Source organism: Stenotrophomonas sp. TWI602, assembly GCF_039674045.1.
Lineage (GTDB): Bacteria > Pseudomonadota > Gammaproteobacteria > Xanthomonadales > Xanthomonadaceae > Stenotrophomonas.
Genome location: NZ_JBDJMT010000001.1, coordinates 300,111 through 319,363 on the forward strand (window position 1 = coordinate 300,111; position 19,253 = coordinate 319,363).

At 68.3% G+C, this 19,253-nt stretch carries 3 protein-coding genes; all 3 read left to right on the forward strand.

Annotation, left to right across the window (positions count from 1 at the left end; all coding sequences use genetic code 11):
- Positions 1-69: 69 nt before the first annotated feature.
- The 3 genes from ABE483_RS01415 to ABE483_RS01425 all read left to right on the forward strand — a co-directional run bounded on the left by ABE483_RS01415 (position 70) and on the right by ABE483_RS01425 (position 19,243).
- Positions 70-831, forward strand: coding sequence for an SDR family oxidoreductase (locus ABE483_RS01415; protein WP_313211954.1), 762 nt, complete (start codon positions 70-72; stop codon positions 829-831).
- 160 nt (positions 832-991) lie between these two features.
- Positions 992-1,747, forward strand: coding sequence for a SapC family protein (locus ABE483_RS01420; protein ID WP_313211953.1), 756 nt, complete (start codon positions 992-994; stop codon positions 1,745-1,747).
- Between the two features lie 99 nt (positions 1,748-1,846).
- A complete protein-coding gene (locus ABE483_RS01425; RefSeq protein WP_346480918.1) occupies positions 1,847-19,243 on the forward strand; it encodes a leukotoxin LktA family filamentous adhesin in 17,397 nt (5,798 codons plus the stop codon).
- Positions 19,244-19,253: the final 10 nt, after the last annotated feature.

Genomic DNA, 19,253 nt, shown 5'->3' on the forward strand with positions numbered 1-19,253 from the left:
GCATCCACTGATTTATGCCGCACGGCAATATCAATACGCTGGCCCCACTCCCCAAGCAGGTGCACTGACATGAGCAACGCAACCCGAGTCGTCCTGATCACCGGCGGCAGCCGTGGCCTCGGCCGCAACGCCGCCCTCGCGTTGGCCGCCGATGGCGCCGACATAGTCCTCACCTACCGCAGCCAGGCCGATGCCGCGCAGGACGTGGTCGCCAAGATCGAAGCACTGGGACGCCGCGCCGCCGCGATTCCGTTGGACATGGCCGATAGCGCCGGCTTCCCCGCATTCGCCAGCCAGGTCCGCCGCGTGCTGGAGGGATGGGGGGAAACCCAGCTGCAGGGCCTGCTCAACAACGCCGGCGAAGGCCTGCACGCAATGATCGCCGACACCACGGTCGAGCAGTTCGACGCGCTGGTCGCCGTGCACCTCAAGGGCCCGTACTTCCTGACCCAGGCGTTGTTGCCGCTGATCGCCGATGGCGGCCGCATTCTCAACGTGTCCAGCGGGCTGGCGCGTTTCTCGCTGCCGGGCAGCTCGGCCTACGCGATGATGAAGGGCGGCATCGAGGTATTCACCCGCTACCTGGCCAAGGAACTGGGCGCACGTGGCATCAGTGCCAACACACTCGCCCCGGGCGCGATCGAAACCGACTTCGGCGGTGGGCGCGTGCGCGACGATGCGCAGGTCAATGCGATGGTGTCCTCGGTCACCGCGATGGGCCGCCCCGGCAAACCCGATGACATCGGCCCGGTGGCGGTGGCGCTGCTGTCGCCGCAGACCGCGTGGATCACGGCGCAGCGCGTGGAAGCCTCGGGCGGCATGTTCGTCTGAGGGGGTCGTCACAGCCATGACCCCCATGGCCGGGCGGCAGCTGTTTATGAACGGATTCATTAAAAAAGTGTGATGAATAGCCGGTGGGTTGATGGGAGTGGCCTGTTTTCCACGGTTATTTGGCAAGGGACACTTTTTGATCACTCCAGGGGGAACCACCATGAAGCAGCTGCTCATCTACGAACGTCCGATCCAGCTCAACCGCGTTGCCCATCGCAACCATCGGGTGGTGGCGACCCCGGGCGATTTTGCCTTCGCCGCCGCGCTCAATTCCGTCCCGCTGGCCTGCGTGGAATTCGCGCCGGTCGCCCGCGAGTACCCGATCCTGTTCGCCGGCAGCAGCGCCGACGCGGTGGTGCCGGCCGCACTGCTGGGCCTGCGCGCCGGCCAGAACCTGATGGTCGATGAGCAGGGCAGCTGGGCCGAAGGGGCCTATGTCCCGGCGTTTCTGCGCCGCTATCCCTTCGTGCTTGCCGAACGCGATGAGAAGGGCAGCGACTTCACCGTGTGCCTGGATGAGGCATATGCGGGCATCCGCGAAGGTGGCGAGGAAGGTGCGCCGCTGTTCGATGACGAGGGCAAGGACAGCCCGCTGCTGAGCAACGCACTGCAGTTCCTGCAGGAATACCAGGTGCATCTGGCGCGTACGCGTGCCTTCAGTGCGGCGCTGGCCAGCCATGGGCTGCTGGTGCCGCGGCAGGTGAACGTGCAGACCGCGCTGGGCGAGGGCTTCTCGCTGGATGGCTTCTTTGTGGTCGATGAGCAGAAGCTGCGCGAATTGAAGGGCAAGGCGCTCCAGGATCTGGCGCGTTCGGGCGACCTCGGGTTGATCTACGCCCATCTGCTTTCGCTGGGCAATGTCGAGCTGCTCAGCCGCGCGCTGGACAGCCGTCCAGCCGCTGCCGCAACGCACTGATCCCTTTCCAGTAACGCCACCGAGCGGCAAGGCACGCCTGCCTTGCCGCGACCCTTGCTGGCCCGCGGTTGCCCCGCCTGCCACTGCCCGGAGCCTGCCATGAACCATCGCGACCCTTCGTCCTGCCCGTCCTCCAGCGTGCGTCATGTGCCCCCGGCGCAACGCCGCCTGCGTCCTGCGGGCCTGGCCGTGGCCATCGGCTCCGTGCTGGGGCTGGCGTTGCCAGGCAGCGTGATTGCCGGCGATGACGGCAGTGCGATGGTCACCGACGGTCGCACCGATACCCGCGTGACCCGCCAGGGCAACGATCTGCACTGGAAGGTGACCACCGGTACAGTGAAGGGGGCCGCCGGCAACCAGGTCGCCTTCAACGCCTTCCGCGAATTCGGGGTGGACGTCGGCCAGACCGTTGATCTTGTGCTGCCCACCCAGGGTCAGCAACAGGTGCACAACCTGGTCAACCTGGTCACCGACGCGCGTGCCTACATCAACGGCAACCTCAACAGCGTGCTGGAGTCGACCAATGCGGTGGGCGGCAAGGTGTTCTTCGTCGCCCCGGATGGCCTGTTGGTCGGCAACGCTGGCGTGCTCAATGTCGGCTCGCTGTCGGTGGCCACGGCCAACCGCGCCACGGCCGACGACATCCTCAACGCCGGAAAGGGCCTGGATGCCCTGATGTACGGCACGCTGACGCCGGGTCAACTCACCGACAAGACGGTGGCGCTGCACGGGACGGTGAATGCAAACAACGGCATCCGCGTACAGGCCAGGGCCATTGATGTCACCGGCACGCTGTTCGTACAGGCCGGCCCGCGCGATGCCAATGGCGATCTGCAGGGCATCGAGGCGGCCGTCAATACCGGCGCCTCGCAGCCGCTGGTACTGGTCAACGAGGGCGGCCGGATCCAACTGCGCGCGGCGGCGATCTCCGATACCGGGTTGGGTGTGCGCAGTGCCGAGGCAACGGTAACGGTGGGCGGCAACGCACGTCTGGCGGCGGACGATATCGAGTTGACCGCGCTTGCGGTCATCGATTCCGGCTACGACAAGGACGGTGCGGTATTCGACGAGCTCAAGGCCGATCTCGTCAACAGCGTCACCGACTCCAGCACCCTCACGGACCTCGGCGATGCGTTGGTGAACCTGGGGGCGGGCAAGCTGCTGGGTGAGCAGATTTCGTTCCTGCATGGCGCCACCACGGCGCGGGTAGAGGTGAAGGACAACGCAGTACTGGACGCGCGCGACGACATTACGCTGCATGCCAGCACCCGCCAGGCCATCGACAACTCGGCGGCCGGCAAGGCGTACGAGAAAGGTGATGTCGTCACCGATGCCAACGGCGATCCCGTGAAGGATGCCAATGGCAACAGCATTCCGAAGAAGCACATGCTCAGCCTCGGTGCGGCGTACGCGCAGATCAACGCCACCACGGAAGCCATCGTGCGTTCGGGCGCAACCCTTGCGGCTGGCGGCGACGTGGCGGTGAAGGCCGATGCCGATACGACGCTGAAGCTTGCGGCCGAATCGTTCGCGGTGAACAACACGGCCGCTGCGTTCACGGCGGCGATCAGCAATGTCAACGTTGACACCCGCGCGGTGATTGAAGCGGGTGGGCCACTGCAGGCCGGCAGTGTCAACGTTTCGGCGGTCAACGCGGTCTCTCTGGACACCTCCGCCACGGCGCGCGCCGACAAGAATGGCGCGGTCGGCCTGGCTGGCGCGATCAGTCTGCAGGATATCGCGGCCGAAGCGCGCCTGGACCGCGACACCCGCACCACGGCAGGCGACGTCACCGTGCAGGCGGCCAGCATCACCCGCCTCAACAAGACCAGCACGCTGATTACCGGCCCGAAGAGCGAGCCGCTGCCCGGCCAGGAGCAGGTGGAAGCGATCAGCAGCGGCAGCGATGGCCTGATGAGCGTGGCGCAGTCGCTGGCCGGCGCCGGCGTGGGTGGCGCCATCGCCAAACTGACCGGCAGCCAGGACGGCGGCAGCACGCCGCCGGCCACTACACCGACCACGGCGTCGCCCTTCCGCCTCGGCGGGGCGATCAGCGTTGTCGACGGCGACCATACGGCCACCGCCAGTATCGGCGCCGGTACGACCATCGACAGCGCCGGCGCGATCGTGGTCGACAGCCAGGTAACCGATGCACAGATCGGCAACCATGCGATGAGCAATGTGCTGGCCAAGGGCAAGAGCGCGGATGGTTCGGCCTTCGCGTTGTCCGGGGCGGTCAACATCGCCAACCTCACCCATGAGGCACGGACCCTGGTGGGCAGTTCGGCTGAGCTCTCGGCGCAACGCATCGGGTTGTCGTCGGATGTGCGCCTGCCTCGGGATTTCAGTGCGCTCACCGGGGCCGTCCCGGACTTCAGCAGCTTCGACGCGTTCAAGACGTCGATCTCCGCCGCCAAGGACCTGATCACCGACCCATCGGAGTTGTTCGCCTCGTACGCGGCGGCGCGCGGCTCGGCCGAGGAAGTGGCCATCGGGGGCGCGGTGAGTTGGTTCAAGGCGACCAACAGCGCACGTACCGATGTCGCCGCCGGTGCTTCGCTGACCACCCGCGATACCAGCACCGCAGCGTGGAGCGCCGCACTGGAAGGTGAGGACCATGCCGGCGCTGCGCGCGGCCGGACGTTTGACGCCACCGCCACCGTGCGTGCCAACACCGATGTCACCGGTCTGCACGCGGCGGGTGATCTTGCCCTGAAGAACCTCAAGGACAGCAACGTCGGCAACGGCGGAACTGCCTTGGGCGGCAGCGTCGGCTATATCGACTACCAGAACACGGCGGCAGCGATCCTCCATGATGGCGTCCGCGTCGACGCCGGTGCAGGCAGCCTGGCAGTGCAGGCCGACAACAAGGAAACCGTGGTGGCGCTGGCGCTGCAGTCAGGCCAAGGCGGCAGCATCGGTGTCAGCGGAACCGCCACCGCGCTGGACCTGGACAGCACCACGCTGGCGGGGATCAGCAACCGTGCCGACATCCGCGCCGCAACGGTCGGCGTACGTGCCGACGAAGATCTGTTCGTGTGGTCCGTGGCCGGCGCGGTTGCGATGAGCGACAGTGTGTCGGTGGGGGCCAGCGTCGCCTACCAGCAGCTGGATACCGATACCCGCGCCTTCATCGGTGCGGTGCCTGCAGCCTTCGCGACCGGCAGCAGCACGGCGCCGGTCGGCGCGATCACCACGGGTGAGCTGGCGGTCAACGCCACCAGCGGTGGCCTGGCCGGTGCGGTGGCCGCCGCCGGCGCAGTTGCCAAGAGCTCGTCCGAACAGCTGCAGAAGGCCCAGGACGAGCTGGCGGCAAAGCAGAACGCGGAGAATCCCGGCTTCCTGGATTCACTCAAGACCCGTGCGCTCGGCAAGGTGACCGCGCTGGAAGGCATGGCCAACAAGGCCGACAGCAACGGCAGCGCCGGGCTGACCGCGTACTTCGACAAGGCCAAGGGCCTGCTGGGTGGCGGGAATGCAGCACCGGGGCAGGGCCAGGGCGCGCAGACGCCGCAACCCAAGTTCGGCATCGCCCTGTCCGGCAGTGCGACGGTGAATCGTGCCCGGCAGAACACCAAGGCGGACATCAGCTCGGCCGTGATCAAGGACAACAGCGGCAAGGGCCTGAAGCTGGATCTTGCCGCGACCAACCAGACGCTGCTGGTCAGCGTCAGCGGCGCGTTGTCGGTGGCCGCGGCCGGGTCGGATAACACCCAGGGCAGCGCATCGCTGGCCGGTGGCGTGGCCTACGGTGACATCCAGAACACGACCACCGCGCAGTTGCGTGACAGTACCGTGGAGGATGCCGGCACCGTCACGGTGACCGCACGCAACGAAAGCGAGCAGGTAAACGTCGGGCTGAGCGTGGGCGTGAATGCCTCCTCCAACCAGAGCTCGGCCGGTGCCGGCGCGATCTCGGCGACCGTGGCGATGTCCCACAACGATACGGCCGCCAGCATCGTCGGGGGCAGCCTGCGCGGCATGGGCGGCGCGGCGGCCGATGTTGATGTCAAGGCCGTGAACGCCTCCAAGATCGCCAACGGGGGTGGCGCACTGTATGCGGGTGGCAAGGCCGGCCTGGGGGCGGCAGTGACGTATGCCGAAGTGGGCGACAGCACCCGCGCGTCAGTCAGTGGCGCCGACATCGAAGGCGTACAGGACGTGCGCGTGCGTGCGGCCGATGCATCCCGGATCGTGGCGGCGGCCGCCAGTGGAGGGGCGTCCACGCGCAGCGACGGCGTGGCGATCGCCGGTTCGGTGCTGGTCAACCAGATCGCCAGCCAGACCGCCGCCAGCATTGACGGCGGCAGCCGCATCACTGCCAGTGGTGACATTGAAGCCTTCGCCGGGACGGCGACGATCGACGACGTGCGTGGCACCGGTGACGGCTGCGGCTCGGGCGTTGCGGTCGATTACTGTGGCACCGGGATCGGCAGCATCGAGGTGGATGCCAATGCCGATACCGCGAGCACTGACGATACGCGGGTGGATGCGACGGGTCGCAACAATGCCCGCAGCTCGATCATCGCCGTTGCCGGCATGGTCCAGGTGGGTGGCAACAATGCCGGCGTGGCCTTCGCCTACAACACCATCAACAACACACATACCGTCTCGGTCAACGATGCCACGCTCACCGCCGGGCGCATTGCGCTCACGGCCAGTGACCAGTCCGACATCCTGGCAGTGAGTGCCGGCATCGGCGGCAGTACCGGCAACTTCACCGGGGTGGGCAGTGCGTCCTACAACGCCATCGGCAACACCACCTCGGTGCTGGTCGGTCGTGGCCTGGCGGACGCGCAGGGCCAGGTGCCCCGGGATGGCGCGCAGCTCAACGCGGGCAGCATCCACCTGCAGGCACGCGATGAATCCTTCATCGGCTCGCTGGCGGGGGCGGCAACGCTGGGCTCCAAGGTCGCCGTGGGTGCGGCGTTGACCATCAATGACATCGGCAATACCACGCTGGCGCTGGTCGATGATGCGCAGCTGACCGCTGGCGCCGGCCGGGTCGACCTCGAGGCCGCCAACGCCGCCAGGATCCTGTCCGGTGCGGTTGCCGCAGGCGCAGCCAACAATGTCGCCATTCAAGGCTCGGTGGGCTGGAGCATGATCGACAATCATGCCGAGGCCGCATTGCGGGAAGGCATCGTGCAGGCAGGCATCGTGCAGGTGGCCGGCAGCAACGAATCGCGTATCCACACACTGGCCGGTGCGGTTGCCGGCAGCGGCACCGCCGCCATCGGCGCGGCGATCAACGTGGCCACCATCGGCGATACCACGCTGGGCGAGGTGGATGGCACCGCGCTGGAGGTGAGTACTGCGCTGGAGGTCAGTGCGACGTCGGCCGCCACCACCAAGACACTGGCCATTGCCGGTGCGCTGGGGGGCACCGCGTCCATTGCCGGCAGCAACACCACCAACCTGATCGACACCCTCACCGAGGCCCGCCTGCGGGGTGTCACCGGGCAGGGGAGTGGCATCACCGGTGCGGTGTCCGTCAGCGCCGACACCTCGGGTGCGGCCTATTCGTTGGGGGGCGCGCTGTCGGCCGGTGGGACGGCAGGCATCGGCGCAGCCAGCAGCGTCAACGACATCGGCGGCCGTACCCGTGCCGTGGTGGAGAATGCCACGCTGGGCGGCGCCAGTGCGCTGATCATCGATGCGGCCAACCGCAGCCTGGTGCGCACGGCAGCCGTTTCCGGGGCGGGGGCGGGCACGGCAGCGGTGGCCGGCAGTGTCACCACCAACCTGATCCATTCCGATACGCAGGCCAGCCTCAGTGACAGCAGCCTGCACAACACGCTGGCCGATGTGAAGGTGAGCGCCCGTGACGAGCGCAGCATCGATTCGCTGGCGGGTGGGGCAGCGGTCGGCGGCAGCGTGGGCGTGGGCGCGGCAGTGGCCTACAACGATATCGGCGGCACTACCTCAGCGGTGGTTGCCGGCAGTGCGCTGGACCTGGATGTCCGCAATCTGCTGGTGCAGGCCGATGCCTCTGGACAGGCCGGCGGTCAGGGCAACCGCATCCGCACCGTGGCTGCTGGCCTGGGCGGCGGCGGCGCGGTCGGTGGCGCAGCGTCGGTGGCGGTGAACCGGATGAAGGGCGCCGTCTCGGGACGGATTGAAGCAGGCGCCAATGTCCTGGCACAGGACAACGTCGGCGTGCTCGCCGCCCAGGCGCAGCAGATTGACGTGTACGCCGGCAGCATCGGCGGGGGCGTCAACGCGGGCATCGGCCTGGGTACCGTCGTCAACCTGGTGGATGGCAGCACCGAGGCGGCGATCACCGGTGCCGGAACTGCCGTGACCGCGCTGGGCCTGGGCGATGCGCTGGCAGGCGTGGACAGTGGCCGGCGCACGGCGGGCAATACCCACAGCACCCGTACCGACGCCGCCGGCATGGCCTTCGATACCGTGGACCTGGGCACCGGCCATATCGACGTGCATGGCATCGCGGTCAATGCGGCCACGCGCCAGCAGGTCAGGACCATCGGCGTCAGTGGCGCGCTGGGTACCACCCCGATCGCCAGTGGTGCGGTAGCGGTAATGGCGGCCGTCAACGACATCGCCGGCAGTACCACCGCGATCATCAAGGACGCACGGATCAACCAGCATGGGCTGGGCACCAGCAGCGACCCCGACCAGGACAGCGCAGGGCTCGCCGCAGCGGAGCAGAGCGTGGATGTGCGCGCCAGCCATCACGTGGCCTCGGCCAATTATGTGGCCGGCATCGCCGCCAGCGCGGGCGTCTTCTCGGGCGCAGGGGCGCTGTCGACCAACCTGTTCGACAGCCATGCCAGCGCCAGCATCGAGGGCGCCACCGTGTCGGCCGCCGACGCGGTGACCGTGGAGGCCAATGCCAGCCAGAACGCGCTGGCGATCGTGGTCGGCGCGGCCGCGGGCCTGACCGGCGGCGCTGCCACCGGCGTGGTCAACAATTTCACCACCGATACCCGTGCAAGCGTGCTGGGCGGCACCCTGCGGGCGGGCTCCCTGGCGGTCAACGCCAACAGCGACAACGCCGCCTCGCTGGTCGGCGGCGCAGGCGCGGTCGGGGGGGGCGCGGCGGTGGCCGGCACCGCGCTGGTCAACATGGGCACTGCAACCACGCTGGCGCAGGTGGGCGAACGTGGGCGCGTGACCCACATTTCCGTGTCACGCGACCTCGACGTGAACGCGCACAGCCGTTCGGATTTCAACGGCGTGGCGGTGAGTGGCGCGGGTGCCGGCGCCGCCGGCATCGCCGGCATGGCACAGGTGCACCTGCTGCAGAACGACACCCGTGCGCTGGTCACCCAGGCCTCGGTGGATGCCACCGATATGGCGGTGGTGGCCGAGGATATCCTGCGGCTGTCCGCGTACTCCGGTGCGGTGGGCGTGGGCATCGCCGGCAGCGGTGTAGGTGCCGGCGCTTCGGTGGCCATTCTCGGCAGCACCGTCAAGGCCACCGTGGAAGACAGCACGCTGTCGACCACGGGCAGCATTGATGTGAATGCCGTCTCCGATCGTGCGGTGGACATGGTCACCGTGACGGCTGGCGTGGGCGCCACCACCGGCATCGGCGGCGCTGCCGGGCTGCTGCTGGCCGGCATTGGCGACCGCGGTGACAGTGATACGGAACTGGGTGGCACCTTTGCCAGCCTGAAGCAGCTGGGCACTGGCCAGAAGATCGACGCCGCCGCGCTGGACGGCACCCTGGGGGCGCAGGGCGCCGGCGCGCTGAACAGCCGCGCCCAGGTGGACATCGGCAGTCTGCAGGGACGTGGCGATCTGGTGAGCGCCAGCATCCGCGGTGGCACCGTGCAGGCACGCGCGCTTGAGGTGAGCGCGCAGACCCTGATGAGCAGCAGCAACACCGTCGGTGGCATCGGCGCTGGTGGCGTGGGCGTGGGCGGCGCATTCGGCATGACCGGCCTGTATGGCAGCACCGAGGCGGTGCTGGCAGCGAACAGCACGCGGGCCGGCTCCATCGCGGTGCTCGCCAACGCCGGCGACGGCAGCGGAGGCAAGGCCGCTGGTCTGGACGTCTATGCCGGCGGTGCCGGCCTGGTGGGCGTCGGCGCGGCCATCGGCTTGGCGCGCCTGGAACAGACGGTCACGGCCACGGTGGCCGGTGACCTGCAGGCAGGCAGCCAGGGCGAGGGTCTTGCGGTCCGTGCCAGCGATGCCAGCACGCTGGATGTGACAGCCACCGGCATGGCGGCCGGTGCACTCGCGGCCGGTGCGGTCGTCGCAACCGCTGCTCGCAACGCCAACGTCCAGGCGTGGTTGCAGAACGACAGTACCTTGGCCGGCTTCGGCAACGTGACCTTCGCCGCCAGCTCGCTGGGCGGCGCGCATGCGGGCGCGTGGGGTGCGGCCGGTGGCGTGTTGGCCGGCGTCAGCGCCGCCGTCGCACTGGCCGACGATGGCTCCGACGTGCGCGCCTGGCTGGGCGAGCGGACACGCGTATCGGGGGTAGGTGGCGGCATTGAGGTGCATGCCGAGGCCACCCCGCAGGTGTCCGCCGAAGCCTTCGGTGCTGCACTGGCCGGCGGCCTGGCGGTCGGTGCGGCGGTCGCTGATGCCACCTCCCGTGCCAAAGTGGACGCCCATGTAGGCAATGGTGCGGTGCTGTCCAACCGCGGTGGGCTGGACATCCTGGCCAGCGTCCACGGCGGGAGCGTGGATGCACGCGCGGTCGCCGGTTCCGGTGGTCTGTATCTGGCCGGCGCCGGCGCCTTCGCCACCGCTGCCAGCACCAACGCGGTGCAGGCAGCGCTTGGATCCGACGTGGTGGTGCAGGGTGAGGCCTATTCCATCAACAACATCATCGACTACGCGCGCGGCGGCACTATCGCGATGCGCGCAGTCAACAACAGCAACCAGCGTGCCGATGCCACCGGCCTGAGCGTGGCGGGCCTGCTGGCCGCCGGCATCGTCGACGCCAACGCCCGGGCCTCGGCGACCACCGGCGTCACCGTGGGGGCAGGGAGCCTGCTGTACGCAGGCAACACCACGCTCGCCGCCAGCGGCAAGGACGAGAATCGCGCCAACGCCACGGCGGGCACCGGCGGGCTCATTGCGGGCAACGCGGCGCTGGCAGCGACGCACACCGACAGCACCACGCAATTGTCCATTGGCCGCAACGCGGTGCTGGATGTCAGTCGCCTTGATGCCCGTGCGCTGCACGACAGCAACTACGCGGGCAGCGCGAACAGCACCAGCGCCGGCGTACTCAACGCCAGTGGCGCCGACGTGAAGAACCGTGCGGACGCGACCGTCGGCCTGCTGGTGGACGAGGATGCCCAGATTGTCTCGGCCGGATCGCTGGTGCTGCGCACCGACAACAACTACACCGGCACGCTGGGCAGCGAGCTTGCCGCCAGCGCGGCCGGCGGCGGTGTCCTCAGTGGCAGTGCCGCACAGGTGGTCACCCGGCTGGATGGCAGCAGCACCATCGATATCGGCAAGGGCGCCCTGCTGCGCGCCGGCGTCGCACCGACGCCGGGCGATGGCGGCGCGCTGGACATCGTGGCAAACACCCGTGCGAACACCGATGACCGGGCGGGGCTGACCACCGGCGGGGCGATCAATGCCGCCGTGGTCAAGGCGCGCACCGATGCGGTGCTCGGCAACCGCGTGAACATCGGCGATGATGCGCGCCTGCAGAGCAGCTACATGCTCAACGTCGGTACCTACGCCGCGACCGACATCGGCGCCACCGCCCTGGTGAACACCTGGGGTGTGCTGGCCGCGGTCGGCATCTCCGACGCGGACGTGGCGCTGGCGATGGACCAGCAGGTCAATGTCGGCCGCGGCGCGAAGCTGGAATCGCTGCACAACGCCTTCGTCTCCGCCGGCCAGGATGGCATGAATGGCTGGACCTCACGGCTGGCCGCCAATGCGGTCTCGCAGGGGTACAGCCGCGGGCTGATCGCGGTGCCGGATTCCTCGGCGTCCTCCACGGTGGACAGCAACGCGAGCACCGCTCTGGCGGCGGGTAGTGAGCTGCTCAGCGGCGCATTCGTGTCGCTCGGTGCCTACGGTGAGAATGTCTTCCGCAACGCCGATGGCGCCGCCACCGGCTACCAGTTGGGGTTCATTCCGGTCACCGTGCGCGACAGCCGCAGTGGTGGCAGCACCCGCGGTGATGTGCTGATCGATGGCCGCGTCGTTGCCGGGCGCTACAACGTGCTGGACATCCTGATCGATGCCAATGGCAAGCTGACCAGCAGCGGCGCGGGCGGCGATGTGCTGCCGTTCGATACCCAGCGCGAGCTCAGCAGCGCGCTGAAGGCGCGACTGAACGCGTCGGGCATCCACGATTTCGATGCGATCGCCGGCAATGCGCTCTATACCCACACCATCGGCGACCTGTATGCGGCCGGCGGCGATGTGATCCTGTATGGCCGCAACATCCGCGGTGGCGGGTCCGTCACCGCCAAGGGCGCGCCGAAGATCACCATCACCAACCGTAGTACCGACAACCTCCTGCTGGCGGGCGACATCCTGGTGCCGGAGTACAGCGGCGGCAACGTGCTGTTCACCGGCAACAGCAACCAGGCCGTGGGCATCGGCGTCAGCCAGAACCCGGGGCAGAGCAATGCGCTGGTGAGCATCCGCAACGAGGCGGCCACGGGCACCGGCGCGATCGGTGCGGGCGGGCTGATTTCGGTCACCGGTGGCGACCTGGACATGTACAACGCGCTCGGCAACATCCAGAGCTGGGGCGAGCAGCTCGCCGAAAGCGTGACGATCAATGCGCCCAACGGTGAGGTCGGCTACAACCTGGGCTCGGCAAACTGGTACGGCAATGTCGTGAGCGCGCTGTGGGCACGCCACAGCGTGGCATCGGGCATCACCAATGCCGATGACGCCGCGGCGTACATCGCCAACGCCAAGTACGGCGCAGCGGCCGCCGCTGCCGGCATGAGCTTGACCGACTACCTGTTGTATGGCACCGGTAACGACGTCAACAACCCCAGCATCCTTGTGTTTGGGGCATGCCGCTATCGCATCGGCGACAAGGACTGCACCGCTTCAGCGCTGGGTGGGCAGTATTACGACGGTGGCGTGGTATCGCGGTACAGCCACAAGGACACCAATTACCTGCCAAAGGTGAATGCCCGGAATCTGCGCACCGTGCTCAACACGCAGCCCGACGACGTCAGCAACGCCAGCCTTGGCCAGGTGCCCAGCACGGGCAGCGGTGTGAACGCCGGCAGTGGCATCAAGATCACGGCCAACTACATCGACGTCAACGTCGCGCTGAAGGCGGGCCGGCCGGTGGATTACTCGGCAATCCTGGTCGAAAGCAGCGCGTTGCGCGCCTGGATCGACGGCAAGGACAACCAGGCCAGCAAGGGCATCTTCGATGTGCCTGCCATGTTCGTGGCGAAGTCCGGCGCAGATTCTTCCCGCATCGCCCTGAAGTACGATTCGCTCAACCGCCAGTTCATCGTGCCGGACATTTCGGCCAACGGGGGCGGTTCGATCTACCTCGATGGCCGTATCGTCAGCACGTCCACCGCCGGCTCGCTCAATGTGGTCAGTGGCAAGGGCTCGGTGGTCATCAACAATGGCCTGGCCGATGTGGGCCTGCAGCTTGGCAACATCCTGGTCGGCAACGGGGCGCCCGGGCAGATCACCATCCGCGACCGTGAGCTCAATACCGCGTCGTGGTATCTGCGCGACGGCAACGGCAACGTGAAGGGTTATCAGGGCGGAGTCAATGCCCTGAGCTGGGATGCCCCGGGGGTATCGGCCATCAGCAACACGACCGGGTATGACCCGCGCGCCGGCATGTTTGCGCGTTGGACACAGACGGCCCGCATCGCGCGCAACATCCAGTCCGATAACGGCGTGCTTACTGCTGAGAACTGGCGCTGGGTGGACAGGAACAACAACACCGTCTTCAACGGCCAGCAGTGGGAAACCTCGGGCGTCACGTACGGCAACAAGGCCGGCGGCGTGGCGGTGTTCGAGTCGCAGCTGACCGGCGACTTCGGCAGCAACCTCAATTCACGCGTCAACTACCGCTGCGAAAAGAAGAACGAAAGTGGCTGCCGCTACAATTACGGCTTCCCCGGCAGCAATCAATTCGATGACGGCGGCACGTGGCGCACGAGCTGGTACCAGCGCGCCCCGCGCACTGGCACGCTGGTCGTCACCAACACGGCCAAGGCCGACAACCGGATCGGCATCAACTTCAGCGCCAACGATGCAGGCCTGCTCGACGTCGACTCCGGCCAGACCATCCGCATCAATGGGGTGCTGAAGAACACCGATGGCCGGACCTTCCTGACCAGCGAGAACGGAAGCATCGTCAGCGCATCGCGTGACGCCAGGATCATCACGAACCAGCTCACCCTCGACGCGGCCGGCAGCATCGGCAGCATTGTCGGCGCCCAGGCCGGCGAGGCCGCCAACCCGCTGGATGTCCAGATGGTGTCCTACACCAACGCCAACGGCGCCACCGTGGCCGCCGGCAACCTGGTGGCCCGTGCGGGCGGTGACATCGCGCTGGATGTCGATTCGGCAGCCAAGGTGCTGATCAGCGCCGGCAGTGGCACCGGCCGTGGCGATGTGTGGCTGCGCGCCAAGTACGACATTGAAGGTGCCGCCACCGGCAATGCTGCTTCGATCATCGGTGCCGACATCACCCTGGACAGCGTCTACGGTGCCATCGGCTCGCTCGCCCGGCCCCTGGTGGTCGATGCCGGCGAGCGTACCCGCAGCGACGGCGTGCTGGAGGGTGGGCTCATCTCGGCTCGGGCGACCGGCGACATCGCGCTGCGTGACCTCGGCGGCGACTTCTGGGTACAGCGCATCGAGTCGCTGGCCGGTGACGTGCTGATCGAGGCACCCTCGGGCTCGATCTACAGCGGTGCCCAGCGCGCCTCGTCCAGCTTCCTCAGCGAAGCGCAGCTGGCCAGCCTGCGCGACAACCTCAAGCTGTTCCAGGGCGGCGGCCAGCAGTCGATCGTCAGCTACCAGAGCCAGGTCGACGCCAGCTACGCCGAGTACTTCCAGCTCCGCGCGCTGGGCAGTGTCGTCGATGGGCGCTACCTGGCCGGTGGCACTGCCATCAACCTGTTCCGCTCCATGGCGGAAGCCGCGCGGGGCGGCAGCCTGGATGATGCAGGGGTAAGTGACTACCTCGCCGAGCGCTTCAACCGTCTGGGGACGGTGTTCACCGATGCCTTCGGCACCGGCTGGCAGCAGGAGGCGATCTTCGCGTCCTTCAACGCGGGATACCGCTATGAGCTGGCCGCCAGCAGTGGCGACAGCGCGAGGGTCGCGGCACGCAAGGCCACACTTCTTGATGGCATGACGGCTGACTCACAGTGGAGCCAGGACCAGCTGCGCTACGTGTTCAACGCCAATGCGCTGGAACCCTCCACCGGTTCCGCCCTGAATGCCGAACCGGTGATCATCGGGCGCAATGTCAGCCTGCGTGCCCGCGATGACCTGGGCCGCCTGGACAAGGAATACACGGTCAGCCTGGCCGACGTGAACAGCGGCAACCTCAGTGCCGAGGCGATGCTGGCCATGCGGCTTGCGACCACGCCGGGCGATGTGCAGATGCTTGACGCGGCCGGCCATGTGCTCACGCCCGATCAGGTGCGCGGCGGTGCGGTGGTGGTCTCGCTGCGCATTCGCAGCACGGCTCCGGTGGTACTGGCAGCCACGGGCGGGATCGATGCCGATGTGGGCGGCGATGCCTACCTGCACGGCAACACGTCGCTGGCGCTGAACAGCTTCGCCGCCGGTGGCGATGCACGCATCGGCAGTGACGGCGATATCACCGATGCCGGGGGCAGTGCGGGCGGTGCGATCCTGAGGGTCGGCAGGGACCTCAGCCTGAGCGCCCTGCGCAGCATCATGGGCCACGATGGTCAGCCGCTGCGCGTGCAGATCAACGGTCGCCTGCTGCTGGCCAACGCCGGTGAACACGTGCGCGTGGCGCAGCAGAACGGGAACCTGCGTATCGGCCTGGTGAGGGCGAACCAGGACGTCGTACTGGACGTCGGCGGCGGCAGCCTGCTGTCGTACCTGAAGGGCGTGAGCACGCTGACCGGGCGCGACATCCAGCTCGCCGTGCGCGACGACATCCGCGACGAGGACGGCGGTTCGCTGGCCTTGCGGATCGTTGCCGGCGGTCGGCTGGATGGCGCGGCAGGGGGCGAGGTGCGTCTTTCCAGCGACGTGGACATGCCGATCGGCACGCTTACCGCGGGGGGCGACCTGCAGCTGATGAGCACAGCGGGCAAGCTGAGCGCAGTGCGTTTGCAGGCCGGTGGCGATCTGGGCGCCACCGGGTACAACGGTGCCGACCTGGCTTCGGTGCAGGCCGCGGGCGAAGCGATTGTCAGCGCCCCGATGGGGGACATCCGCATCGGCAACCTGCGCGCAGCATCTGCCAATGTCGCCGCCGGTGGCGGCCTGCAGTTGGGGGATGCGGCCATTGACCAGGTCCTGCAGCTGCTATCGCTGCAGGCCACATCGCTGGCGGCAGGCGCGCAGGTCAACGCCGGCGACAGCGTGCAGATCGACGCGGGCGGCGTCGCGATGGGTGCCGGAAGCCAGTTGAGTGCTGGCCGGGTGGTCGCGGTGCGTTCCAGTGCGGATATCAGCGTGGGCCAGCTGGCCGTGACCGGCAACTCGGCCACCGGCAACGTGATGCTCGAGGCGGACGGTCGTATCCACTCCAATGGGGATGCCGCGGTCAATGTCGGTGGCGGCAGTCGCGTGGTGGCCAGCCTGCAGGCCGGCGAAGGAATCGGGAGCGACGCGCAGGCCCTCACGATCGACGTCGGCCGGCTTGTCCTGGCACGCAGCGATCGCGGCGACATCCACCTGCGCCTCCCCAACGGGGGTGTTGTTGGCGACGTGGTTGCCGCATCGGGAGCGCTGTCGCTGCACAGTGACGCGCACCTGCAGGTAGATCTGCTGGATGCGGCAACCGATGTCCGGCTGGGGGCGGCCTCTGCCGACATCGGCCACGGGGTGGCCGGTCACTCGGTGGCGATGCAGGCGCAAGGAGCGCTGGACATCGGCCGTCTGGAGGCTGGCGCGGAGGCCGTGGTGACCAGCGCCGGCACCCTTACCCTGGGCCAAGGAAGGATCGGTGGCGATGCGCAGCTTCGCAGCGGCGGGGCGATGGGCATTGGCGAACTGCAGGCGCAGGGCGCAATGAACGCGGCCAGCGGTGCCGCGCTGGTGGCGCAGACCCTGTCTTCCGGTGCGGCGATGCAGCTGGAGGCGTCCGATGCGTTGGATGTGCAGCAGCTGGGCAGCGGGGGCGATCTGGCCGCCACGGCAGGTGGGCTGCTCGCCATCGTCGATACGGTGGCCGGGGGCGATGCGCGCCTCGAAGGTGACGCCGATGTGCGCCTGGGCCAGGCGGTGGTCGGGCAGTCGCTGGACGTTGCCGCGGCCGGCACGCTGGATATGCGTACCACCACGGTCGGCGGCGATGCGCAGCTTCGCAGCGGCGGGGCGATGGGCATTGGCGAACTGCAGGCGCAAGGCGCAATGAACGCGGCCAGCGGTGCCGCGCTGGTGGCGCAGACACTGTCTTCCGGTGCGGCGACGCAGCTGCAGGCGTCCGGTGCGTTGGATGTGCAGCAGCTGCGCAGCGGGGGCGATCTTGCCGCCACGGCAGGTGGGCTGCTCGCCATCGGCGATCTGGTGGCCGATGGCGATGCGCGGCTTGAAGGCGACGCGGATGTACGCCTGGCCCAGGCGGTGATCGGTCAGTCGCTGGACGTTGCCGCGGCCGGCACGCTGGAGATGCGTACCGCCACGGTCGGCGGCGATGCGCAGCTTCGCAGCGGCGGGGCGATGGGCATTGGCGAACTGCAGGCGCAGGGCGCAATGAACGCGGCCAGCGGTGCCGCGCTGGTGGCGCAGACACTGTCTTCCGGGGCGGCGATGCAGCTGGAGGCGTCTGGTGCGCTGCAGATTCAGCAGCTGACCAGCAAGGGCGACCTCATCGCGGACGCTGGCGGTCTGCTGGCCATCGACGACGCCGCCGTGGGCGCGCAGGCACGCCTGGATGGCGGCACGGATGTGCAGCTTGGCAGTGCAACGGTCGCGCAGTCACTGGGGCTGAACGCTGGCGGTAACGTGGATGTTGGCAGGGCACGCATCGGCGGCAACGCCCAGGTCGGCAGCGGTGGCGATACCCGCCTCCAGCATTTCGATGGCCGCGGTGACCTGGTGGCGGATGCCGGCGGCGCTATCACCCTCGTCAGCGCGGCGGTCGACGGTTCGATGATGCTGCGCGCCGGCCAGTCCATTGATGTAGGCACGGCGGTGATCGGTGTGGATGGTGACTGGATCGCAGGCACCGACCTCTCCGCCGATGAGGTGACCGTGGGCTGCAACTTCCGCGGCGATGCCGGTGTCGCGTTGGTCATCGGCACGCTCAACGTGGGCTGCAATCTTGGGCTGTCCTCCAGCGAAGCGCTGCGGTTCGACGCCCTGCAGGCGGCCGGCGGTATCGCCCTGGCATCGCGCCGCTCGGATGTCCAGGGCCGGCAGGTGGATGCAGGGAAGGCGCTGCGGGTGCAGGCCGCGGGCGATATCCGGATCGAAGCTGCCCGCGCCGGCAGCGACCTGGTGGCCACCAGCGGCGGCAGCCAGCAATGGGATCTCTACCAGGCCGGTGGCGATGCAGCGCTGCAGGCGGGTGGCGATATCCATTTCGATGACGGTCGCAGCGGTGCCGCACAGTCCATCCTTGCGGGCGGCAGCATCGGCTTCGGGCGGGCCAGCGCCGGTACCACGGCCTACATGGACGCCCGGGCCGGTTCGCTGGCCGGCGGGCAGTTGCAGGCGGCGTCTGCACAGCTGGCCGCGCGCGACACCTTGTCGTTGGCACAGGCGATGGTCGATACCCGCCTGAACCTGGCCGCCGATGAGGTGCAGGCGCAGGTAAGCCAGTCCGATGCTGGCCCAGGCCTGCTGACGACGACCCTGACCGGCTACCGCAACGGTGTGGCCAGCCGGATCGTGGTGGATGTTCAGCCGCGTGATGCCTGGCTGATCGATGCGCTGCAGGCCATGGAGGCAGAGCTGACGTCCTCCTCGGCGCGCGTCGCCATCGCCGATGGCCAGGTGGAACGCACGATGAGGCTGACCACCCCGGCACTGCAGGTGCTGATGGACAACACCAGCCCGGTGCTGCGCCCGGCGGACGCGCAGCTGCTGCAGTTGAACCGTCGCTTCCACCTGGCGGCCGATGGCCGCCTGCTGGATACCGACGCCTATGTGGTGCGGTTCAACGATGGGGTCCGGGTGAACAGCCCGAACTACAACCGCGACCACCTCGAGGCCGGGCCGGCCTACCTGGGCGAAAGCGCGGTGCGCTACATGGGCCGCATGCTCAATCTCCGGTCGCCGGAGATGGCGGTACCCGCCCGTGCGCCCGCGGAAGGTGATGAAGCAAACGCCCGCGACGTGGTGGCTCCGGCCCTGGGCGGCGCGGTCAACCTCGGGGCGCCCAACTGATGAACGACGG